The sequence below is a fragment of the Pseudovibrio sp. W74 genome (assembly GCF_001623085.1).
GTDB lineage: Bacteria > Pseudomonadota > Alphaproteobacteria > Rhizobiales > Stappiaceae > Pseudovibrio.
The window spans coordinates 1-21,824 of sequence record NZ_LMCJ01000057.1 but is presented as its reverse complement, the minus strand read 5'-3'; the positions used below and the strand labels follow the sequence as shown (position 1 = coordinate 21,824).

The 21,824-nt window shown below is 52.0% G+C and carries 22 protein-coding genes; 11 read left to right on the top strand and 11 right to left on the bottom strand.

Going from position 1 to position 21,824, the window contains the following annotated elements; genetic code table 11:
• The first annotated feature begins 82 nt into the window (after nucleotides 1–82).
• Nucleotides 83–1,102 carry an MDR family oxidoreductase gene (locus PsW74_RS23115; RefSeq protein WP_063287257.1) on the top strand — a complete coding sequence of 340 codons (1,020 nt, stop codon included), beginning with the start codon at nucleotides 83–85 and terminating at the stop codon, nucleotides 1,100–1,102.
• 114 nt (nucleotides 1,103–1,216) lie between these two features.
• Here the strand turns inward: PsW74_RS23115 and PsW74_RS23110 are convergent, their stop codons facing one another.
• From PsW74_RS23110 to PsW74_RS23090, 5 genes are all read right to left on the bottom strand, one after another.
• Entirely contained in the window at nucleotides 1,217–2,374 is a 1,158-nt protein-coding gene (locus PsW74_RS23110) for a cell wall hydrolase (protein ID WP_063287258.1), read from the bottom strand.
• A gap of 508 nt (nucleotides 2,375–2,882) precedes the next feature.
• Nucleotides 2,883–3,908: an NAD regulator gene (locus PsW74_RS23105; protein WP_193775917.1), complete on the bottom strand. Its 1,026-nt coding sequence runs from the start codon at nucleotides 3,906–3,908 to the stop codon at nucleotides 2,883–2,885.
• Between the two features lie 20 nt (nucleotides 3,909–3,928).
• Entirely contained in the window at nucleotides 3,929–4,453 is a 525-nt protein-coding gene (locus tag PsW74_RS23100) for a hypothetical protein (RefSeq protein ID WP_057464871.1), read from the bottom strand.
• On the bottom strand, nucleotides 4,453–5,094 hold the full coding sequence (locus tag PsW74_RS23095) for an HD family hydrolase (protein WP_057464872.1): 642 nt from the start codon (nucleotides 5,092–5,094) through the stop codon (nucleotides 4,453–4,455). Before PsW74_RS23095 ends, PsW74_RS23100 begins: the two co-directional genes overlap by 1 nt.
• Nucleotides 5,095–5,244: 150 nt before the next feature.
• Nucleotides 5,245–6,087 carry a folate-binding protein YgfZ gene (locus tag PsW74_RS23090; protein ID WP_063287259.1) on the bottom strand — a complete coding sequence of 281 codons (843 nt, stop codon included), beginning with the start codon at nucleotides 6,085–6,087 and terminating at the stop codon, nucleotides 5,245–5,247.
• 322 nt (nucleotides 6,088–6,409) lie between these two features.
• Here PsW74_RS23090 and PsW74_RS23085 point away from each other — a divergent pair, with 322 nt between their 5' ends.
• Nucleotides 6,410–7,672: a DUF3419 family protein gene (locus tag PsW74_RS23085; protein WP_063287260.1), complete on the top strand. Its 1,263-nt coding sequence runs from the start codon at nucleotides 6,410–6,412 to the stop codon at nucleotides 7,670–7,672.
• 28 nt (nucleotides 7,673–7,700) lie between these two features.
• Complete coding sequence (locus tag PsW74_RS23080; protein WP_057464874.1) at nucleotides 7,701–8,441, top strand: class I SAM-dependent methyltransferase; 741 nt, start codon at nucleotides 7,701–7,703, stop codon at nucleotides 8,439–8,441.
• A 64-nt stretch (nucleotides 8,442–8,505) separates the two neighbouring features.
• Here PsW74_RS23080 and PsW74_RS23075 read toward each other — a convergent pair whose 3' ends face one another.
• On the bottom strand, nucleotides 8,506–9,171 hold the full coding sequence (locus PsW74_RS23075; protein ID WP_208981731.1) for a hypothetical protein: 666 nt from the start codon (nucleotides 9,169–9,171) through the stop codon (nucleotides 8,506–8,508).
• A 170-nt stretch (nucleotides 9,172–9,341) separates the two neighbouring features.
• Here PsW74_RS23075 and PsW74_RS23070 point away from each other — a divergent pair, with 170 nt between their 5' ends.
• The gene (locus tag PsW74_RS23070) at nucleotides 9,342–9,974 is read left to right on the top strand and encodes a LysE family transporter (RefSeq protein ID WP_208980490.1); all 633 of its coding nucleotides are present in this window, start codon (nucleotides 9,342–9,344) and stop codon (nucleotides 9,972–9,974) included.
• 120 nt (nucleotides 9,975–10,094) lie between these two features.
• On the opposite strand, the gene PsW74_RS23065 is transcribed toward PsW74_RS23070, so the two are convergent.
• The 4 genes from PsW74_RS23065 to PsW74_RS23050 all read right to left on the bottom strand — a co-directional run bounded on the left by PsW74_RS23065 (nucleotide 10,095) and on the right by PsW74_RS23050 (nucleotide 12,265).
• The gene (locus PsW74_RS23065; protein WP_014284380.1) at nucleotides 10,095–10,370 is read right to left on the bottom strand and encodes a hypothetical protein; all 276 of its coding nucleotides are present in this window, start codon (nucleotides 10,368–10,370) and stop codon (nucleotides 10,095–10,097) included.
• 263 nt (nucleotides 10,371–10,633) lie between these two features.
• Nucleotides 10,634–11,113 carry a TIGR02301 family protein gene (locus tag PsW74_RS23060; protein ID WP_063287261.1) on the bottom strand — a complete coding sequence of 160 codons (480 nt, stop codon included), beginning with the start codon at nucleotides 11,111–11,113 and terminating at the stop codon, nucleotides 10,634–10,636.
• Between the two features lie 232 nt (nucleotides 11,114–11,345).
• On the bottom strand, nucleotides 11,346–11,759 hold the full coding sequence (locus PsW74_RS23055; RefSeq protein ID WP_063287262.1) for an NUDIX domain-containing protein: 414 nt from the start codon (nucleotides 11,757–11,759) through the stop codon (nucleotides 11,346–11,348).
• Nucleotides 11,756–12,265, bottom strand: coding sequence for a hypothetical protein (locus PsW74_RS23050; protein WP_057464878.1), 510 nt, complete (start codon nucleotides 12,263–12,265; stop codon nucleotides 11,756–11,758). The genes PsW74_RS23055 and PsW74_RS23050 overlap by 4 nt, the downstream gene beginning before the upstream one ends.
• A gap of 86 nt (nucleotides 12,266–12,351) precedes the next feature.
• Between PsW74_RS23050 and PsW74_RS23045 the strand changes: the two genes are divergently transcribed.
• Together PsW74_RS23045 and fabG are read left to right on the top strand one after the other, a co-directional pair.
• Nucleotides 12,352–13,119: an SOS response-associated peptidase gene (locus PsW74_RS23045; protein WP_063287263.1), complete on the top strand. Its 768-nt coding sequence runs from the start codon at nucleotides 12,352–12,354 to the stop codon at nucleotides 13,117–13,119.
• Between the two features lie 51 nt (nucleotides 13,120–13,170).
• Nucleotides 13,171–13,944 (top strand): 3-oxoacyl-ACP reductase FabG, encoded by a 774-nt coding sequence (gene fabG, locus PsW74_RS23040; RefSeq protein WP_063287264.1) that lies wholly within the window; start codon nucleotides 13,171–13,173, stop codon nucleotides 13,942–13,944.
• A 3-nt stretch (nucleotides 13,945–13,947) separates the two neighbouring features.
• On the opposite strand, the gene PsW74_RS23035 is transcribed toward fabG, so the two are convergent.
• On the bottom strand, nucleotides 13,948–15,360 hold the full coding sequence (locus PsW74_RS23035; RefSeq protein ID WP_063287265.1) for an FAD-binding oxidoreductase: 1,413 nt from the start codon (nucleotides 15,358–15,360) through the stop codon (nucleotides 13,948–13,950).
• 174 nt (nucleotides 15,361–15,534) lie between these two features.
• On the opposite strand from PsW74_RS23035, the gene fabI reads away from it, so the two are divergent.
• The 5 genes from fabI (at nucleotide 15,535) to PsW74_RS23005 (ending at nucleotide 21,500) form a co-directional block, all read left to right on the top strand.
• The gene (gene fabI / locus PsW74_RS23030; RefSeq protein ID WP_057464882.1) at nucleotides 15,535–16,347 is read left to right on the top strand and encodes an enoyl-ACP reductase FabI; all 813 of its coding nucleotides are present in this window, start codon (nucleotides 15,535–15,537) and stop codon (nucleotides 16,345–16,347) included.
• Nucleotides 16,348–16,545: 198 nt separating this feature from the next.
• The gene (locus PsW74_RS23025) at nucleotides 16,546–17,172 is read left to right on the top strand and encodes a histidine phosphatase family protein (protein ID WP_057464883.1); all 627 of its coding nucleotides are present in this window, start codon (nucleotides 16,546–16,548) and stop codon (nucleotides 17,170–17,172) included.
• 351 nt (nucleotides 17,173–17,523) lie between these two features.
• Nucleotides 17,524–18,843: a hypothetical protein gene (locus PsW74_RS23020; protein ID WP_063287266.1), complete on the top strand. Its 1,320-nt coding sequence runs from the start codon at nucleotides 17,524–17,526 to the stop codon at nucleotides 18,841–18,843.
• A 355-nt stretch (nucleotides 18,844–19,198) separates the two neighbouring features.
• Nucleotides 19,199–20,290 carry a chorismate synthase gene (gene aroC, locus PsW74_RS23015; RefSeq protein WP_057464885.1) on the top strand — a complete coding sequence of 364 codons (1,092 nt, stop codon included), beginning with the start codon at nucleotides 19,199–19,201 and terminating at the stop codon, nucleotides 20,288–20,290.
• Between the two features lie 520 nt (nucleotides 20,291–20,810).
• The gene (locus PsW74_RS23005; protein ID WP_063287441.1) at nucleotides 20,811–21,500 is read left to right on the top strand and encodes an HAD family phosphatase; all 690 of its coding nucleotides are present in this window, start codon (nucleotides 20,811–20,813) and stop codon (nucleotides 21,498–21,500) included.
• Nucleotides 21,501–21,824 lie beyond the last annotated feature (324 nt).

The following is a 21,824-nucleotide window of genomic DNA, read 5'->3' as shown; positions in this document are numbered from 1 at the left end:
GTTTGTCAGTGTGTTACACCGGAATATTGCCTAGCGTTATTTTCTTGCCTTATGGCCCTCCTTCTGCCAGCTTTCATGCAACATGAATTGGCGAGAAGGATTGGCCATGAGCGAGTTTGATGCCCTCTGGATTGAAGCAGATGAAAGCGGCCGCAAGCCACTACCTGCCAAGTGGAACAAGGTCAGTGTTGATCAGCTCTCTGCAGGAGACGTGACAGTCAAAGTCACGCACACCACCATCAACTACAAGGATGGGATGGCCCTTGCAGGCGCACCGGGCATCACCCGCAAGTTCCCGATGGTGCCGGGCATCGACGTCGTTGGCGAAGTGCTCACCAGCGAAAGCGACCGCTTCAAACCGGGCGATCAGGTCCTCCTCAACGGCTATGGTGTTGGTGAAGTCCACACCGGCGCCTACGCGCAAGTCGCCCGTTTGAACTCCGAGTGCCTTTTACATCGCCCGGAAGAAATCTCCGCCGCCCGCGCAGCTGCCATTGGCACCGCAGGTTACACCGCCATGCTCTGCGTTATGGCGGTGGAGAAATACGGCCTGACACCTGACCAAGGACCAATCGCAGTCTCCGGCGCATCCGGTGGTGTTGGGTCCGTTGCCATCAGCCTGCTGTCCAAACTTGGGTTCGAGACTATCGCCTTCACAGGACGCACCGAGGAAGCTGACTTCCTCAAGAGCCTCGGCGCAACAGAAGTGCTCGATCGGGCCGAGCTGGTCGAAAAGGGCAAACCTTTCGGCAAGGAACGCTGGGCTGGTGCGGTTGATGTAGCAGGCAGTCATACACTTGCAAATCTGCTGGCACAGACCAACTACGGCGGTGCTGTTGCTGCGTGTGGTCTGGCGCAGGGCATGGACCTGCCAGCATCTGTCATGCCGTTCATTTTGCGCGGTGTAGCTCTGCTCGGCGTAGATTCTGTTATGGCGCCTATGGCCCTGCGCGAGCAGGCTTACCGCCGACTGGTGCAGGATCTCGATCTTGCCAAGCTGGACACTCTGTCTGAGACAATCAAGCTGGCAGATGTTGAAGAACGCGCTGCAAAGCTGCTCAAAGGGCAAGTCCGCGGTCGTACCATCGTGGAAGTCGAGTAACGCTACAACAAGCAGGTTTAGACAAAAAGAAACCCCGCATCAGCCAGTCGCTGGTGCGGGGTTAAAATTGGAGCGGTCAGGCCACCAAATTCTTCTCACATATGAGGTCGTGGATTAGCTCCAGCCACCTCGGTAGGTCTTGTAGAAGATGTGCTTACCAATGCGCTTCTTACGCTGCATGGTCGGTGCCCAGTTCGGGCGAACATAAGTTGCATGGTAATGAGTAGAGGCATCAACAGCTGGAATGCTGACCTCACCCTTTACAATCTGCTGCGCGATCTTCTTCGCTTTGGCCCATGGACCAGCTTCAGTCACGCGCTCAGGAATGCCATCACAAGCAAACGAGAACTGGCAGGCGTTCTTCATGCCTTTGTTCTGATAAACCACCCCGCACACCGTGTTAGGATAAGCCGGGTTCTTCAGACGGTTGAGAACAACCTGCGCAACGGCAATCTGCCCATCACGAGGTTCACTGCGCGCTTCAAAATAGATCGCCTCAGCCAGACAGCGCATTTCCTTCTTGGATTTTCTCACAGAGCTCGGCAACTGGCGCATGTACCACCAGTGCGGATTGGTCCCTGAAGTAGAGGCCAGTTCTTTGTCTGAAAGTCTTGGCTTGCCGGAAGGCGTAATCGAAACTTTGGGTTTGCTCAGCAGCGCATCAAACGGAGCTTTGTTGGTCTGCGGTGTGGCTGGAGCATAAGCAGTTGCCAGAGCAATCTCGTTTTGCTTGGCGATGGAAAGGGTCGCTGGCTTAACTGTCTTCTGCGCAATTTGCTTGCGGGCAGCAAGTGCTGCACGGCGTGCCGCTTTGCCGAGTGGAGACGTGTCCGCCTGCCCATTGTTGTCGGCAAGACCGGCCAGCGCATCCCCACCATAATGGCCGTTGAAAGCCATTTGCGGCAGCTGGGAAACAAATCTGTCGGAGCTTTTCGGTTTGCCTGCATTTTGAATGAAAGCCACAACACGGCTCGGCAGAGTAGTGACGAGCATGTCACTCTTGCCGGTGCGGTTCACCGCATGGCGCTGTGGAGTTTTCTTCTCAGGGGCTACGAAGTACTTTGCAAATTTCTGGCTATCCCGTGCGGAGACAGATTGCATCCATCGCGGCGTTTCCTCGTCGAGGTTTCCGGTCAGTGCCGGAATATCCTGCAACGCAACTGGAGATGCAGCAAAGGTTCCAACTGCAAGCCCTGCAGCTAGAATTGGGTACTTAAAGTACATGAGGACAGCACGGCGTCCTGCATTCTTCTTCATCCCATGGCCCGACATACGCAATCTACTCCAAATCAACGCCCAAAAACTCAGCGTCTCTCACTCCCTGAAAAGGGAACCCCAAACTCTGAGATCGACAGGATGAAGAAGCCCGATAAAACACTCCCGCCCGTCACTTTTCCGGATGAGTGCATTTTTCGCTTTTAACCTTGATATAAAGTTAAGCCCGCCAAAACCCCAGTTATTCTGCCACAGTTCACGCCGCTGACAGCCAGCATATGGTTAATATGCAGGGACGGTACTCACCAAAAAACTAGGGCTATTTCATGTCTGGGTGGATTTTTCAGTTGGCCAAAAATCATAGGAAACAAAAGGCTTCATGCAGGAAATGACACCTGTGATATCTTGGTGTGGCTGTAGGATATCAACATAATCAAAATCTTAACAAGATTAACCATAAGGCTCCCTGCTAAATCCACAACTCCGTTTTTCCTATGAATTTTTGCCGAGAAAAAACTCAAAAAAATTGTAGATAACCTTACGTCACTTAAGGCGAAAATGTGAATCAGAGCAAGCTAACGCGCAATCCCGGGGCCGGGCGCTCTTTCAAAATGTCTCTTCTGAACCGGTAAAGAGCTGCTGGGCGCCCGCCCGTCGCGGTTGAAGTTCTGCCCGTCTGCTCAACCAGCTGCCCCGTTTCCACCAGACGGCGGAAGTTCTGTTTGTGAATATGCCGGCCAGAAATCGCCTCAACCGTCTGCTGCAGATCGGTCAGGGTAAACTCAGGTGGCATCAATTCGAAGACAACAGGCCGATACTTCAGTTTTGCCCGCAACCGGGAAAGTGCCGTTGCCAGAATACGGCGGTGATCATGGGCAAGGCCCTCGCCAAGGTCTGGCAAGGTGCTGCGTTCCAGCGCAGTTGGCTGCTTATCGCGCAAGGCCTCACGCATAAGACCGGAGCCATAAAGCAACTCGTAACGGTCCAGAACGCGTTCCTCATCCCATTTCAAAGAGCCCACACCAAAGGCGAGCTGGTAACGATCTTTCCGGCTCAGCTCGTGGTAGGCCTTGGCATCATCATCCGGGGCCTTGCTGAAGGTCTCCATGCTGGGATGAATAATCTCTTCCAGCATCTTCGGCTGACCGCCACGCCAGTCTTCCCAGGGAAAAAAGTCATACCAGGGACGCCAGCGAGCACCTTGTCTGGCAAGCAGCCGCTCAGATTCTGGTGTCTGGCGTGTCAATGCCAGATAGCCGACAGAAACCATATGCGGCTCACCAATCCGCGCCAGAGAATATCTGTCGCGGTCACCAAAGGTGTAAAGCTGTTCCACATGGCCAATATGAAGGGCAGTCTGTTCTTCAACAAACGCACGCAAACCCAGCTCAAAGGTGCGGTGTACGCGTGGGTCAAACGGGCCGGAGGGCAGGCCAGACAACTCGTCAGGCACTTTTTGCGGCACAGTCAACACAAAGGGCACTTTGTCTTTTACGGAAACAATGACAGCACTCAGACCAATGCCAAGCTGGACAGGCTCCATGTCAGCACCGCGTTGGGCTGCATTTCCTGTTTCCACTGCATTGCTCATCAATGTTTGCTCCGTATCCGTCATGCCAGTTCAACAAGTGCGGCAGGATCAAGCGAGAACAGGTTGCCCTCAAAAGTCTCTGCACCACGACCAAGCTCGATGATTGATTGTATCATGCGCCCATTTCGCTGCAAAAGAGTGTCTGCCAAAGAGATAAGCAGCGGATTGGGTGTGGCTACAGGAGAAACCTTGCGCAAATGTTGGGCCAGCGCACGTTCATCTGTATCCGGCATAATCGCACAGGCAATGATGTAGGCAGCAGCTGTAGACCGGCTGACACCAGCCCAGCAATGCACCAGTAAAGAGCCGTTGCGTGCAGCATCACGGGAAAAATCCAGCAGTTGCTCTACATGCGTCGCATTGGGGGCAAGCAGACCTTCACGTGCTTCAGTAATGTCGTTGAACTCCAGCACCAGATGGTGAGCAGGCTTTGTCTCAGAAGGCAAGATCACCTCTGTTCCCGGAGAAACGAGAGAGAGCACATGGCTCGGCCTTGCTGAGGTCAACGTGTCTTCCAGCTTGGAAAGTGGACAGACATGCAGCATCAGCGGCCTCCAACTTTCTTGCGAGCGTCATCAAGCTCAGCAAACCGGGCCAGAAAGACCTCTTGCGCATCCTTGGTTGGCAGCGGCTCAATGCTTGCTGCCAAGGTGTCCAGTTGCTCCGCAGTAACCTTTGCAGGCTTTCCGAAAATCTTGTCAGCTTCTTCCTTGCTAAAGCCCGCCAGATGGATTGCTTCCAGATAGGCGCTGATAATGTCAGCCTTCTTGGCAAGCTTGGCAATGCTGACTGGCAAGTCGGGGGGCAGGTTGAACGCCCTGTGAATGGCATGGTGCAGCCGCTCTTCAACAGCCTTGTAGGTGCCACCCATCACGTTCTTGAAAGGGGAGATCATATCCCCAATCACATACTCAGGCGCGTCATGCAGCAAGACTGCCATACGCCATTGAATATCAAGATCAGGCTTGACCATCAGCGCAATCTCTTCCACCACCACACAGTGCTGGGCAACAGAGAACGCATGATCGCCAATTGTCTGCCCATTCCACCGTGCAACGCGCGCAAGGCCGTGCGCTATATCAGAGAGTTCCACATCCAACGGAGACGGATCAAGAAGATTAAGTCTTCTGCCAGAAAGCATCCGCTGCCAGGCACGGGGGGAAGATGAGGAAAGCTCTGCACACATTAGTCAATCAAGCCAGTCGTCAAGGTTAAGGTGATGTCTACAGTGTATCTCCGAAAAGTGGAAACTGGTTTTCGGATAAAGATACGCAAAACAAAGACTAAAGCAGTTCATGTGTTCCAGCTTAAATGCGAATTGCTTTAGCTGTATCTCTTAATCAGATGAAGGCCAGTTGAAACTTGCCCATTCTTGAATGGAAGGGGTGAGGGCAACACCATCACATGTCAGCGATACACCTGCATCCATCGCAGTTTTCACACGGTCCAGTCTCAGCAGGGCAAGCCCATCAGTATTCTGCGAAGAGCCCAATGTTCCAACGCTCTTCTCTCCAGCCAGAACATCACTGCCAGCGGCAGGAAGCGCACTTTCAGCGGAAACTTTGATGATGCGCTTGCGGGCCGTTCCGCGGTGCTTCATGCGGGAAACAACCTCTTGCCCGATAAAACAGCCTTTGGAGAAAGCCACACCATTGAGACTGTCCATGTCCGTATCATGCGGAAACACGTCTGCCAGCTGAAAGTCCAGCCCACTTTGCGGAATGCCAAGTTGGATGCGGTGCGCATGATAGTCAGCTTCTGAGGCAGTCTCTGCAACTTCGCCGGAGGAAACATAACGAACACCCATATCAGCATGACGAGGATCGCGCGGTTTATCCGCTGGCAAATCATCTCCCCAGTCTGCGATCACATGCATGGTCTCATCAGCAGGTTCCACAGTCACCTTGGCGCGAAGCTTGTAAAAACCAAGACGCTTGGCAAACGCATCAAGTTCATCAGCGCTCACATCAATCAGGAAGCCACCCGTACTCTCATCTGCAAACACAATGAAGTCCCAGAGGATCTTTCCCTGAGGCGTAAGAAGAGCACCAAATGCGCTGGATGTTGCATTGATCTCGCTGATGTCACAGCTCACGAGATTTTGCAGAAACTCCTTGGCATCTTCGCCAAAAACCTTCACGAGCCGACGCGAAGTGAGAATGGTACGTTGTGATGCCATGGGTCCGTCCTTCCAATGAATAAAACAACAAGAGTGTTTCATAACCCATCAGCTATGCGCACACCACGGAAAAAGAATAGTTTCTGTGGGTGACGAGGGAACTCCGCTCCTGCGCCCTGACACCTGCATGTGGGAGGAAAAATGCAAAATATGAGGCAGGTAAATAGAAATATAAGCGCACTGAGTTGTTTACCAGAACATTCCAGTATTGCCGCGTTTTCAAGATCTTTCTGCAATTACAATCAATGTTTCGACGTCGCAAAACTGTCGTGTGCGTGAACTAACTCTTTCTCTCGATTGATTTCAGTTCTTGATTCTGGAGATGCACGTGACATCAACTATCAGGCAGTCAAAGAAACGTTTGGATCGTGCAGTACATCGTTCAAAACTGATCTCCATGGAAGGCGTGCTGGAACGTCTGTTCACCTTCGCATTTAAGGGGCTGGTTTATCCGCAGATCTGGGAGGATCCGGAGGTGGATATGCAGGCACTGCAACTCAAACCTCATTCGAAAATGGTGACAATCGCTTCTGGTGGCTGCAATGTCATGTCTTACCTCACAGCAGACCCGCAGGAGATTACGGCAGTCGACCTCAACCGCGCGCATGTGGCTTTGAACCGCCTGAAATTGACCGCGCTGGAAGAGTTCCCCGATTACGAGACGTTCTATCGGTTCTTCGGTGAGGCTGATGAAAAAGCCAATATTGCCGCCTATGAGAAGTATCTGAAGCCCGCCATCGATCCGGAAACCATGGCCTACTGGGAAGGGCGGGACATGACGGCGTGGGGCCGCAAGCGCATCACCCTGTTCTCACGAGACCTCTACCACCACGGAATGCTCGGCTACTTTATCGGTCTTGGTCACTTCCTTGCAAAAATCTACGGCGTTGACCTGCGCAAAATGGCAGACGCACGTGACCTGAACGAACAGCGATCATATTTCGACAAGGTTTTGGCGCCGCTCTTTGATAAACGCCTGATCCGCTGGGCGACCTCTAAAAAGATGTCGCTCTACGGCCTCGGCATCCCTCCTGCGCAATATGAGTGTCTTGCCGCAGAAGGCGGTGGCAATATGGCGGGCGTTCTCAAACAACGCTTGGAAAAGCTGGCCTGCGACTTTCCAATGGAAGATAACTACTTCGCCTGGCAAGCCTTCACCCGCGGATACGCGCCATCACAGATGCACAGTGGAACCGGTCTTTCCGGCCCTTTGCCGCCCTATCTGAAGCCGCAACACTTCCCGGAAATTCGGAAAAGAGCCTCTCATGTGCGCGTTGTTAATCGGTCTTTCACAGAGCATCTGGATAATCAGGATGCAAACAGCCTTGATGCCTACGTCCTGCTGGATGCGCAGGACTGGATGACAGACAGGCAGCTGAACGATCTATGGGCAGGAATATCCCGAACGGCACGACAAGGAGCGCGCGTCATCTTCAGAACGGCTGGCGAGCCAAGCATTCTGCCGGGGCGGGTCAATAACGAAATACTGGGGCAGTGGACCTATGAGGCGGCTGAAAGTGCACGCCTCAACAAGCTGGACCGCTCCTCTATCTACGGTGGTTTCCACCTCTACATCTATAACTGAACAAGAATAAGCATGTGAGGGAAGTGAAATGGCGAATGTAAAGTCCTCAGCCTCACTGATGGATAAAATCTATAAGAACCAACGGCATTTTTATGATCTGACCAGAAAGCATTACCTTCTTGGCCGGGATCATTTGATCAAGCATTTGGCAGCACCGCGTGGCAGCACAGTGCTGGAGCTCGGCTGCGGCACTGGTCGCAATCTTATTGAGGCAGCAAGGGCTTACCCAACCTGCCAGTTCTTTGGCGTCGATATCTCAGCAGAAATGCTGAAGACAGCAGAAGCCAACATCCACAAAGCGGACCTGTCTCACCGGATCCACCTGGCTCAGGGCGATGCAACGAGCTTTGATCCGTTCGAGAAATTCGGCATCGACACCTTCGACCGTGTCTTCCTGTCCTACTGCGTCTCAATGATCCCGCCATGGGAAGACGCTCTGCGCAACGGCACAAAGCTTCTGGCAAAAGGCGGTCAGTTGTCTGTTGTTGATTTTGGTCAGCAAGAAAAACTTCCCGGCCTGTTCAAGCTGATGCTCAAAAAGTGGCTCGGCAGATTCCACGTCTTACCGCGTGAGAACTTTCACGAAGTCATGAAAGGGCTGGCTGACGACAACAGAGCCAAACTGCGGTTCTTGCCTCTGTACCGTGGTTATGCCTATTACGCGGAACTCGACAGCAGCTTTTACACTCGCTTCATGGAAAAGCCTGAGCAGATGGACCTGCTGAAAGCGGAAAACGAAAGCCACCGCGAAATCCGCAAGGCGGGGTAACTGAGCAAAGAAAAGCCCACCAGAGCATCTGATGGGCTTTCATCAATCGTTCATTGAAGACAACTTAGTCTCCGGCAATAAAGCTCCGCACATCCCCATCCTTGGAAATGCCAAGGCGATAGAAGGTCCATGCGCCATAATCCAGCATCTCAAAGTAATCGGCTGCAGTGACGATCTGGTACATCTCAACCTTCTGCGAAGGCGTCAGGTCATGCAAAGGGTAGCGGGCAAAATAAGGCCAGATGTAAGTCTCTTCTTCCGTTCCCTCATTGAGCCGCAAATATCCGGCTGTCACAATATCCAGTAGGATCGCAAGGATCTCGTGGCCTTCACCATCACCAGAGCTGTCTTTCAAAAAGCTGACCGGATCGCGCACAGGTGTGAACGAAAGTTCCGGCGGTTGCTCCTGCTTGGCAAACAAAGGCGCCAACGCAGCAACATTGCCACTGCGAGCAATTTTGATCAGCGTCGCACGGGTTGCTCTGACAGCCTCCGGCAATTCTGTATCGTCATAAAAGACGTCCAGCTTTGGCAACGGAGGTTCCTCTGCAAACTCACTGTCCAGTGCATCTTCACTGCTGGTATCTCTGTTGAAACCTTCATCAAGCAGAGGAAATTGTTCAGCCTTGGGGCGTTGGATGCGAATCGTTTCGGTCTTGATTGCCTGTGTTGCAGCCATAGCCGGAGCTGTAGTGCAAAGTAACCCTATGATGAGTAGGCGAAAATACATGAAGTGCTCCGAAACGGATATGAGGCGCGTGCTTTGCACTTAGTTTAAGGGCTTGTTGGGAATCAAGGAAGAAACGGACCCTAACCTATGCACAAGCTAGAGAGCCTTTAGAAAATTTATAGGAAGATCTGACAGGTCTTCTGCGTAGTTGGGAAGTATGGATTAAAGCGTTGAATATTGAACTCTTCATTACAGGCATGATTATCGGGCTCGTAACGTCTGCTCCGATTGGTCCTGTAAACGTGTTGGCGATTAGGAGGGCAGTGCATTACGGCTTCCTTCCGGGCCTCATCGCAGGCTTCGGGGCAGTTCTGGCCGATGGTGTATTTGCAACCGCTGCTGCCTTTGGTGTGACGGCAATTTCGGAGTTCGTTGAACGCCACGAGTTCTATATCCAGACGATAGGCGGGTTTCTTCTGATCATCTTCGGCATCGTCGTGTTCCGGTCTCATCCACATTTAAAGGGTGGCAGCGATGGTGGTCCAACAATTTGGCGTGGGATGATTGTCTCCTTCGCCATGACCGTGACCAATCCAGGAGCAATTCTTGGCTTTATCGCTATTTTCGGCTCACTGGGAGAGCATGCGCCCGAGAAGGGGGACTATGTCGGCGCTCTGGCACTCGTGCTGGGCGTGTTGAGTGGCGCACTTTTATGGTGGGCTTGCCTGTCAGCGCTTGTGTCCAAGCTGCGAAATCGCATGAATGACAACTGGCTTTCCACCATCAACCATGGGGCAGGCATTATCCTACTGCTCTTTGCAGCGCTCATCCTTGCCAAGGTTGCAAGTGATTTGATTTTCTAGAGCGACTTCTTGTCGTTTGATTGGATGCAAGCAAACGACAAGAAGTCGCTTTAACACACCGGGCCGGAATCAAAAAAGCCCCGATCAATCGGGGCTCTTTGAAAAACAGCAGTGCTGAAATTAGTGCAGACGACGTTCCAAAGAGTAGTCACCGCGCTCAACGCGCTGTGGCAATTCCTGCGCAAATTTGGAAACAGCTTCTTCTCCATAAAGAGAAACCAGATCCATCATTGCTGAGAACAGCGCTGCATGCGCAAGAGCTGTACTGTCGATGCCGTGGGAAAGACCATCCTCCCAAGCTTCCTGAATGAAGCTTAGAGCCAGTCGGCGGATGTCTGCATCAGATGCATCGATCTCTTCTGTGAATTCGCCGGCGATAGCGTCGTCCTTGATCATGCTGGCTCTCATGTCCCTCTATGTGCTGCTTCTTGTTATTTGCCGTTACATGTAACGGGCAAACGAAAACAAATGAAGCGTCGCATGCCTTATCTGTTAAACGGAAGTTAACACGCAAAACGGCAGGAACAACCGACTCACTGATGTTTTGGTAAACTCGTCCAGAGCTTCTGTAAGTTATGGTTAATATTTGTGGCGAAGCCGAGTTATCCAAAAAACACGCAATAATTGTCTGTGGAAAACGGTTGCAACCGGCTTTTCTATCAATCGCGGCTGTACTTGCCCGTTACTTCTTGGGTGATAATTACACCTTCATCGGCGAATCTGCGGGAGGCTTCAATAGCCGCTGGAGTGCAGGTTTGATAGACCGATGCGAACCCCCGATAGCTCTGATTAAACCGTTCAACAAGCCGCCGGCGCCTCAGCTCGTTCTGCACTTCTGCACCCAGTAAGGAGTACATGCGCTGACGCCATTCGTCTGCTTCATCATGACCGCAAAGCGGGCGTAAATAATGGAGCGCGCCAAGTATTTCTGAGAGGCGAATAAGCTGTTGCTCGTAGGGAGGTTCTTTCAACTCTGGCTGTACAGGTTGACCCGGAGATTGCGGGGAACTCTGAGCAAATGCAGCAGGGGCCGCCGCAACACTCAAAAGCATCAGACCAAGGCAAATCCCCCGGCCTGTCGGCCAGGTAGGTTTAGCAAAGTTTCGTGTCCAAGCTTTAAGTCTTGCAATGTCAGTCAAGCTACATCCCACAGCATGCTGGTTGCTTCAGATTCTGTAAGGATGGCCGTCTCCCGGCACTCTGTCCACTATGGAACCTTGGGGATTTCCGGTTTTCCCTTGTTGCACAGCAGGCTGCAGGACTGATGCTTGTGCGTATTCTAAAAAAGTAGTTCCGGTTTTCGGATAAGAACACGTGTAAAAATTAAGAAGTCAGAGCTTGAGGCATCAATGTAAATGCACAGGTTCTGCTCTAACTACATCTTAGAAGATTTAGAATGTGCTGTTGCATGCCGGGCGCGAGAGGCAGGTTCATAGCCTCCTCCCAAGTGTACCAGCCCAGTTCAGCAGCATCAGAGCGTGCTTCTTCCTCACCTTTGACCTGCGTACAGCGAAAGACATGGATGCGATATTGCTCCTTGCAGTCTTCCGCAGAAGGGTAGGACACCGTCCATTCCTTCAGGTCTGAGGCGCACAAAGATGTTTCTTCTTTAAACTCTCTTTGTGCGGCATCCTTAAGGTTTTCACTGGGAAGAACCTTACCGCCAGGAAAACTCCAGAGGCCTTTGGAGGGCGACTGGGCTCGTTTTACGAGCAGAACTTTTTCGTTCTGCACACAGGCAACACTGGTTGCCTCAATGTATTCCGGAATAATTTTTTTGCTCATGAGAACAGGGCGTCAACGTCCGCTTGCGTGCTTTCCTCAGTGCTGATTGTCTCATCCGGCAGATGTCCATGGATGATTGACCCGGCTTGCGAAAGCAGGGGCCTGATGACGGTAACGGCTTTATCCTGAACGATTTGCAGCAGTTCACCTGTTACTTCAGCGGAGCCTAGCATTTTTTGTAAGGAGATAACTTCCTGATCAACTTCGCCAATACACTTCTCCAGAGCATTCCGCAGCGGTAAATCAACAGCTCCGTATGCACGGATCGCCAATTCTTTTGCTGAGAATTTAGAGGCACTGAAATGTGTGATATAGTCAGCTGGTTCCCAGGCCAGAACATCTTCTGCGCAATCGGGAATATCAGGAAGCATTTCAAGAAGCATAACAACCTCATTGAAATGATTAAGATAGTCAGTTGCAAGGCCCGTGGATGGATTGATGTTTGCATGCGTCAAAAGCTCAGGAGAAAGTTCTCCTACGCCGATTTTATCGCAGTACATATCCATTGCAGCCTCCCAGCTTCCTATCTGTCGCGCGGAACCTATCTCTCGATTGGTTGCAATTTTACTAAAATGCAAACAGAGTAATCTGCATGTGTGGTAGATATAGCCTGTCAGCGTCTCCGGAAGAAGTCAAAGCGTTGTTTGATTACATCGAACAGCCAAATTTTCCACCGAGATACAACATAGCACCGACTCAGCCAATTGCACTCGTAAAACACGAAAATGGTGGGCGCCACTTTGGGTTAGCACGATGGGGCCTGGTCCCGTCATGGGTCAAAGACCCAGCAAGTTTCACGCTTTTGCTCAATGCCAGAGCCGAAACTTTGGAGGAGAAACCCTCGTTTCGTGCAGCGGTGCGTCACCGTAGATGCTTGATACCTGCAAACGGTTTTTACGAGTGGCAACGCAAAGGTGCGGCAAAGCAGCCCTATTGGATTGCTCCAGCGGATGGACGCCTTCTGGCCTTCGCTGGCCTGTGGGAAACGTATTCCCATCCTGATGGCGGAGACATTGATACCGCTGCTGTAATCACCGTCGAGTCGAATATGACGGTGAAACCGGTTCACCACCGGATGCCCGCAATCATCGCGCCGGAGCATTTTGACGACTGGTTGAGCAACGGCACAGTCATGGCTCGAGACGCTATAAAGCTCTTACAGCCTGCAGATGAGGGACTGTTAATCACCACGCCTGTTTCAACGCGGGTGAACAGCGTCGCCAATGATGACCCGTCCTTGTGGGAACGAGAGGTCATTCCAGTTCCTCCTGAGCCAATCAAACCCCCTGCCAAGCCAAAACCTCAAAAGAAGGTTGCAGGCGGCTCTTCAAGAAATAACGGGCAGTTAGACTTGTTTTAGCCTCTGAGCAACATACTCAGGCCAACATGATGAGACGATGAGGAATCAAGCATGCTGGCGTCGCTTAAAGGTAAATCTGTCATTGTGACGGGTGGTTCTCGGGGGATCGGCTTGGGCATCTCGCTGGCTTTTGCTCGCGCCGGAGCCTTTGTCACCATTGCAGCGCGCGGAGAAGAAGCTGGCGCTAATGCTGTGGAGGAAATCGCACTGGCTGGCGGGGCAGGGCAATTTCTTCAATGTGATGTCACCCAGTGGCAAGCGGTAAAGGCCATGGTCGATGAGACAGCAGAAGAAAACGGGCTGGATATTATATGCGCCAACGCAGGCATCTTCCCCAAGCAGACGATTGAGGAAATGGAGCCCGAGCAGTGGGATCATGTGCTTGATACAAACTTGCGCTCCTCCTTCTACTGCGTAAAGGCAGCGCTCCCGCATATGAAACAAGCAGGGCACGGGCGGATTATCCTTACCTCGTCAATAACGGGCCCAATTACAGGGGATGCAGGCTGGTCACATTATGCAGCCTCCAAAGCGGGGCAACTGGGCCTCATGCGAACAGCTGCCTTGGAGTTGGCCCCGCACAAGATCACAGTGAACTCGGTTCTGCCCGGTAATATCAGGACAGAAGCGCTGGATGATCTCGGTGATGAGTATCTGAAGAAGATGGGGCAAACGATTCCGCTTGGCCGATTGGGTGCGCCACAAGACGTGGCAAGTGCTGTGCTCTTCCTCGCCAGCGAAGAGGCAGGCTACATCACCGGACAGCAGATTGTCGTTGATGGAGGACAGGTGCTCCCGGAGGGACTGGAAGCACCTGAGCAGTAATGTCTAGAGAACGCGGCCCGGATTGAACATGTTCGTCGGGTCGAGAGCCTTTTTAACAGAGCGCATCATGTTCATCTCTGTGGCGCTCTTTACCTCTGCCAGCAAATCACGCTTCAAAATGCCGATGCCATGCTCTGCAGAGATTGAGCCGTTGTAACTGGCAACAATCCCATGCACGACACGGTTCACATCATCCCATTTCGCAAGATACTCGGCTTTATCGGCATCCTTAGGCTGGGTGATGTTAAAATGGATATTGCCGTCGCCCATATGGCCAAACGGAACCGGACGACATCCCGGCACAGCCTCTTTAACAGCGGCGATCGCTTCTTCCAGAAACTCGGGAACCTTTGCAACAGGCACAGAGACATCGTGCTTGATGGATCCGCCCTCATATTTCTGTGCCTCAGAAAGCCCATGCCGCAACCGCCAGAAGTCAGCAGCCTGCGCTTTGCTCTGCGCCAGCAATCCGTCACGCAGCAGATCAGCCTCAAAAGCCTCGGTAAAGATGGTCTCTGTCAGGCTGACAATGTCGATGTCTTTTGTACCCGCCGAGATCTCGATGAGCACATACCATGGATGCTGCTCTTCGAACGGATAGCGTGACTGTTCCATATGCTCACAAACGAACTGCATGCCGCTCTGTGGCATCAACTCAAATCCGGTAAGCATGTTCCCGGCGTGACTTTTTGCCAATGAAAACAGTGAAAGTGCCTTAGCAGGCGAATCTAGCGCGACCAGAGCCACCTCTACCGACGCCGGAGCTGGGTATAATTTGAGGCTGGCACCCGTAATGATCCCCAAAGTGCCCTCTGAGCCGATAAATAATTGTTTCAAATCGTAACCGGTATTGTCTTTGCGCAGGGTCCGAAGCCCTTCCCAGACCTCACCATTTGCGAGCACAACTTCGAGCCCGAGAACAAGATCTCGCGTGTTCCCATAGGACAGGACGGCAGTGCCTCCGGCGTTGGTTGCAATGTTGCCACCAATCTCACAGGAACCTTGCGAAGCGAGCGTCAAAGGGAACAATCGATCATGCTTTTCAGCCGCGTCATGAACAGCCTGCAGTGTGACGCCTGCATCTGCTACCATCGTATAACCTTCAGGGTCGATGTGGCGAATTTTATTTAATCTAGAAAGGGATAGCACGATTTCGCTACCGTCTGGATTGGGGATTTGCCCCCCAACCAAACCCGTGTTGCCACCCTGTGGAACCACAGTAAGACCGTCCTGAGCCGCAAGCTTCACGCACTCTGCAACCTCTGATGTGGAACCGGGTCGCAGCACCATGGGAGTGGCGCCTCGAAATTTGTCCCTCCACTCAACAAGAAATGGGGCCTTGTCATGGTCGCTGACAAGCACATTTGCGTCCCCAATGATCTTTTGAAACGCGTTCACCAAATTTGGAATAGTCATGTTTCCGTCGCAGTGTTGGAAGTTGATCTGGCTCTAACTATCAGATAATGGGAGCGCAAGAACACGTCCATGTCTGATTGGACTTTTTTCGACGGCTTGAAGCCAAATGAACAGTGTGCCATAGCATTTTGGGGCTGTTCACTAGATTAAGTGATATTCACTCAGGAGAAAAACATGGCAGAAGCGCAAGGATTGATGGCCGGCAAACGTGGTCTCATCATGGGACTGGCCAACAATCGGTCCATCGCTTGGGGTATTGCAACAGCACTACACGATGCCGGAGCTGAAATCGCACTCACCTATCAGGGTGAAGCGCTGAAGAAGCGTGTTGAACCATTAGCAGAAAAGCTCGATGCACTTGTTGTAGGTGATTGTGACGTTACGAACGAAGCAAGCATTGATGCAGCATTTGAAGTTCTGGAGCAAAAATGGGGCAAGATCGACTTCGTCATTCATGCGATCGCTTTCTCTGACAAAGAAGAACTGACTGGCCGTTATCTGGATACCAGCGCAGACAACTTTGCAAAGACAATGCAGATTTCCTGCTACTCGCTGGCATCCGTTGCCCGCCGTGCAGAAAAGCTGATGACTGAAGGTGGTTCCATTGTAACTCTCACCTACTACGGTGCTGAGAAGGTCATGCCAAACTACAACGTCATGGGCGTTGCAAAGGCTGCATTGGAAGCAAGCGTCAAGTACCTTGCAGTTGATCTTGGCCCTAAGAAAATCCGTGTGAACGCGATTTCTGCAGGTCCGATCAAAACACTGGCAGCAGCTGGTATCGGCGATTTCCGTTACATCCTCAAATGGAACGAGTACAACGCACCGCTGCGTGAAACCGTAACCATCAATGATGTCGGAAACTCCGCTCTCTACCTCACATCCGACCTGTCCCGCTCTGTCACTGGTGAAACTCACCACGTTGACAGCGGCTACCATGTGGTTGGCATGAAGGCAGTAGACGCCCCGGATATCTCCGTCGTCTAAATTGCTTCAGCAATTAGGTTTGAGAAAAGGCGCTTCTTGGAGCGCCTTTTTTGCGCTTGAGAGGCCGGTAAAGGTACATATGACTTAAATCAAGAATGTGTGCATAACTGTTGTTTTCTAACGAGGAATGACACATGTACCTCGTAAGAAGCCGCTACAAATCGGTTGCCGACTAATCTCCTACAGAAGGCCCATGGAATGACTGGCTCGTTGATGCCCCTTGCGAAAACCACACCAACTCCGCTTTTGTATGTCCGTCACGGACAAACAGACTGGAACCTGGAAGGGCGTATGCAGGGCGGTCAGGATATTCCGCTCAACGACACCGGTCGCAAGCAGGCCCGGCGCAACGGTATGGTGATGAAGGATTTCCTCCCAGATCTTGGCAAGACCGCAGATGATTTCATCTTTGTCAGTTCACCGATGATCCGCGCGCGGGAAACCATGGAAATTCTGCGCAAGGAAATGGGGCTCGACCCATACGACTACAAAGTCGACGAACGCCTTCGTGAAATTACATTCGGCAATGTGGAGGGAATGACCGTTCCTGAAATGATGGTTGAACGTCCTGAAGTGGTTCGCATGCGGCGCGAAGATAAATGGGGCTATGTGCATCCCGAAGGGGAGAGCTACAAAATGGTCTCTGATCGCATCTTCGATTGGATGTCAGAGCAAAAGGATCCCATGATCATCGTGGCACACGGCGTGGTCATGCGGGTACTGCGCGGATTGCTCTGCGGATATGCACCAGCAGAAATCCCGGATCTGGAGACGCCACAAGACCAGTTCCTTCTCTGGCGAGACGGTTCTGAGGCGTGGATCTAAAGCTCGCTGTCTAAAAGAACTCGCAAACACGCGGTCCATTCTGATTAATGGGTGCACCAAAATGCGTGCTCTCACGTCCAGCGCTGCACCAAGCCTTTAAGATTGGGGGCTTACAACGCATTTCCTGGTCGTTAAATTGATCAGGTTTTTGCGTCAGCGATAAACTGTGACACATAAAGTGAATACTACAGCAAAGGCAGTCCACGACATTTTGGAGTGCTTTGCTACAATCTGCATAAAGACCAGCTAAACAGGCTACCTAAATCAGTTGTAACTCGTTATTTTTAGGCAACAAGAGCAGAACGCTCACCTATGAAATCTCGACACTCTTAAACTTTTTGGAAGATCTTGATGAAGACGTCTCGACCACTCAAGGCAATCAGCAGCAATACCGTTTTTGGAGAGGGCGATGTCTTCGTACTCTTCGGCGAACTTTTTGGTCGCGGATATGCGACTGGCTTGATCGATCAGGCAAAGGCAGCCGGGATGACTGTGATCGGCATTACTGTCGGTCGTTCCGATGAAAACAACAAGCCACGCGCACTCACACCAGAAGAGCTGGCAGAAGCAGAAGCCAATCTGGGCGGCAAAATCATCAACGTACCTCTGCGTGCGGGTTTTGAACTGGACGCGCCGGAAGGCACAGCGACGCCGACTGATTTGGTCAACGAAATGACCATTAAAGATTGGCAGGACCACAAACTCGACTGGGATCATGTTGAGATCTGCCGCGGTCTTGGTTCCAACCGTTTTAAAGGCGCTCTTGCTCAGGTCATGGACCAGCTGGATACCATGATCCCAGCGGGTAAGAACGTCTTCTTCGCCCACACAATGGCAGGCGGTATTCCCCGTGCAAAAGTGTTTATGGCAATCGCGAACCGCATCTACAAAGGCCGCGGTGCACGCTACATGCCGTCTCAGTCTCTTATCGAGAGTGATCTGGGCAAACTGATCCTGCAAAACTTCGAGGAAGTCACCGCAAACAGCTTCGGTTACCTGCTGGAAGCCAGTAAGACGCTCCGCGACCGCGTGGAAGCAGCTGGCGGCGAAGTGCGCTACACCGCATATGGCTATCACGGCACCCGCATTCTGATCGAAGATGAGTATTGCTGGCAGACTTACACAAACTACACGCAGGGCTACGCGAAAATGGCTCTGGAGAAGTTTGCTGAAAGCGCATGGAAAGACGGCGTGAAGGCAACAGTGTTCAACTGCCCTGAAATCCGCACCAACTCTTCAGATGTGTTTGCTGGCATCGAGCTGTCTCTCCTGCCACTGCTGCAAGCCATCAAGAAAGAAGGTGGTGGCGCATGGGTGGATGCACTCTGGCAGAAGTGCGAAGGCATGCTCAAGCCGGAAGCGTCTCTGGAAGAGGTGCTGCAAAAGGTATCCGACTACCAGACCAGTGAGGCAATGCAGCCGTTCTACAACTTCGAAGCTTGGCCAATGCCAAACTCAGCGGAGCAGGTAGACAAGACTGTTGGCACCTCGCAGGAAATCGTAGACCTGCATAAAGAGCGCAACGTTCTGGTCAGCGACGAGCTCAGCCAGCATGTTGTTGCAGCAACTGGCATGCTCATGTTTGGCGAAGCCAGCCAGCCGGAAGGCCCGGCTTTGTGGCTCGACCATGATCTGGTTGCAAAAAGACTTATTCAGGAACACGGCGCCTAAGGTTTATCCAGGGCCAACGTTCTCTATGAAAAGTTTGAATGAATGAGAAAAGCCCGGGGACGTGCCCAACACGTTGCTCGGGCTTTTTGTATGAATTTGAGCTTACGCATTAAAATGGCGATGCCTGAATGCTCTTTTCACGCGTTGAGATCTCCCATTTACAGTCCTGAATCTGGGAACAAGCCTAAATCCAACTTGTTCATTCGGGAAAATTACGCAAGTGCTGCAAGGCTCTCAATTGACCTCTCGCGTGAACCCACCTAAAACCACTAGAATTCTCAGAGCGCGTTCCGTTTGATTGAAGAGAGTCAGCCGGACAGGACGTGCTCATGCTCTAAAAGTGAACTGCTAGAACATGTCCCACAACACCTTTGGTCATCTGTTTCGCGTAACAACATGGGGCGAAAGCCACGGACCAGCGCTTGGCTGCGTCGTCGATGGTTGTCCGCCTCTGCTTCCAATCACAGCAGAAGAGATTCAGGTGTATCTGGACCAGCGCAAGCCGGGGCAAAACAAGTTTACCACCCAGCGCCGTGAACCGGATCAGGTCAAAATTCTCTCTGGTGTGATGGTGGATGAAGACGGCGTACAACGTACGACCGGTACGCCCATCTCCCTGATGATCGAGAATACTGATCAGCGTTCCAAAGATTACTCCGAAATCAAAGAACGCTACCGTCCGGGCCACGCAGATTACGCCTACGATGCCAAATACGGTATCCGCGACTATCGCGGCGGTGGACGTTCATCAGCACGCGAAACAGCGTCCCGCGTGGCTGCTGGTGGTTTGGCGCGCAAAGTCATTCCAAACATCCTGATCCGCGGGGCTCTGGTACAGATGGGCCCGCATAAGATCAATCGCGACAACTGGGATTGGAACGAGGTGGGCAACAATCCATTCTTCTGCCCGGATGCGGAAGCTGCCAAGTTCTTCGAAGAATACCTCGATGGGATCCGCAAGGAAGGCTCTTCAATTGGGGCCGTGATTGAAGTGGTAGCTGAGCACGTCCCAGTGGGTCTCGGTGCCCCGCTTTACGGCAAGCTGGATCAGGATCTCGCATCAGCCATGATGTCCATCAACGCAGTGAAGGGTGTTGAGATCGGCAACGGTTTTGAAGCGGCATGTTTGACTGGTGAAGAGAACGCTGACGAAATGCGTATGGGCGAAGATGGCAAGCCTGACTTCCTGTCCAACCAAGCAGGTGGCGTGCTGGGCGGTATCTCTTCCGGTGCGCCGGTTGTGGTCCGCTTTGCTGTAAAGCCAACCTCTTCCATCCTGACGCCACGCAAATCCATCACCCGCAGCGGGGAAGAGGTCGACGTGATGACCAAAGGTCGTCACGACCCTTGCGTTGGCATCCGCGCAGTTCCGGTTGGAGAAGCCATGATGGCATGTGTTCTGGCAGACCATGTGCTGCGCGACAGAGGCCAGTGCGGCGAACGGTAAAAGATCATTCAACCTCTGATTTCATTCTTATTGAAAAGGCGCTGGCAAAACCAGCGCCTTTTTTCGTTGTTTGAAAGGGAAGCTGTGGGATGAAAATAAAATATCCCCCCAAAAAAGGGGAGCTTTTGCTGGTAAGCGCGCAGACTAACACGAGCACGGTAATGGTTGCCGGACGAAGTGTCCAAGCCGCACCAGTGCTCAGAGTGACTCATCCAAAAGATGAGATACGCTGCCCTCAGATTTTCCTGTTTGAAGACCTTCTTTATGCCGCCTAAACACAACGCTTTGACGAGCATCGAATACTCACTCATTGATTGTAGTAGTTATGCTGGCCGTAGTTTACTTCGCCAAAGCGTGCCTTCGTGACGTTCAAGCTCTGGAAGACATGGAGAGCGACGAAAACAAAATGGCCTGAGACATTCGATGGCGGCTTCCCCTGGCAATTGCACGGGGGTAGATTACTGCTCCACTGTGAAATGAAGTTCTAACCGAAAATGCCTAGATGACGAAGGAGCCGTGGATGTTTCCTATTCCGTTGGACGCTGTAATATTTGATATGGATGGGTTGTTGCTAGACACAGAAAGGCTTTATCGGTCGGCTATCTTCGGTGCATGCGAGGACCTTGGTCATAACATGCATGATATTCTTCATCTCAGCTTGATCGGCACTCCCAAAGAAGTAGGGGACGCGAAGCTGAAGGCACACTTCGGTGATGAATTTGCGATCGATACATACCATGAAAAATGTCGAGATCGGTTTCGTGCCTTGTGCGCGACGAATATTCCATTGCGTCAGGGGGCGGGCGAAATACTTGATTGGTTGAAGGAGTTTAACATTCCGAGGGCCGTAGCCACCTCCACCCCTCGGGCGTTGGCTCTGGATCATCTGGATAAAGCGGGCATCCTTGATCGAGTTGATGCTGTCGTAACCCGAACGGATGTCGAATTCGGCAAGCCGCATCCTGAGACTTTCTTAAAGGCTGCTGCCGCAGTGGGCGGCCGTCCTTCACAATGCCTTGCTTTAGAGGATTCCCATACCGGTATCCGTGCGGCTACCGCCGCAGGCATGGTCACGGTCATGGTGCCAGACCTATTGAAGCCAACGGAGGAAACCCGATGTCTGGGCGTTTCTGTCGTTCAGGACCTTGATTGCTTGCTTTCGCAATTGCGGTCCAGTGTCGACCAGTCTGAGCGGCATTGCCATCTATGAACCCGCCCCGGATTTGCGGAATAAAAATAAAGTATCACCCAAAAAGGGGGGGCTGGTAATTGCACAGACTAACACGAGCAAGGTCATGTTTGCCGGAAGAAGTGTCCAAAACGCACCAGTCCTCAGTGTGATACTTTATTTTTATCCAACAGGAGCACGCTTCTATTCAATGAGGCGTTTCTTTACATTAGCCTGCCTTCTAGCTCTGGATGCATTCCAAAAAACTTATCCCCCTGGTTCAAAACCATGCCCATACTAAGCGCATGCCTACGTAACGGGCTGCTGGCGGAGCGACCGTCAGTTTGTCGTAGGCTGGGTTGGGCT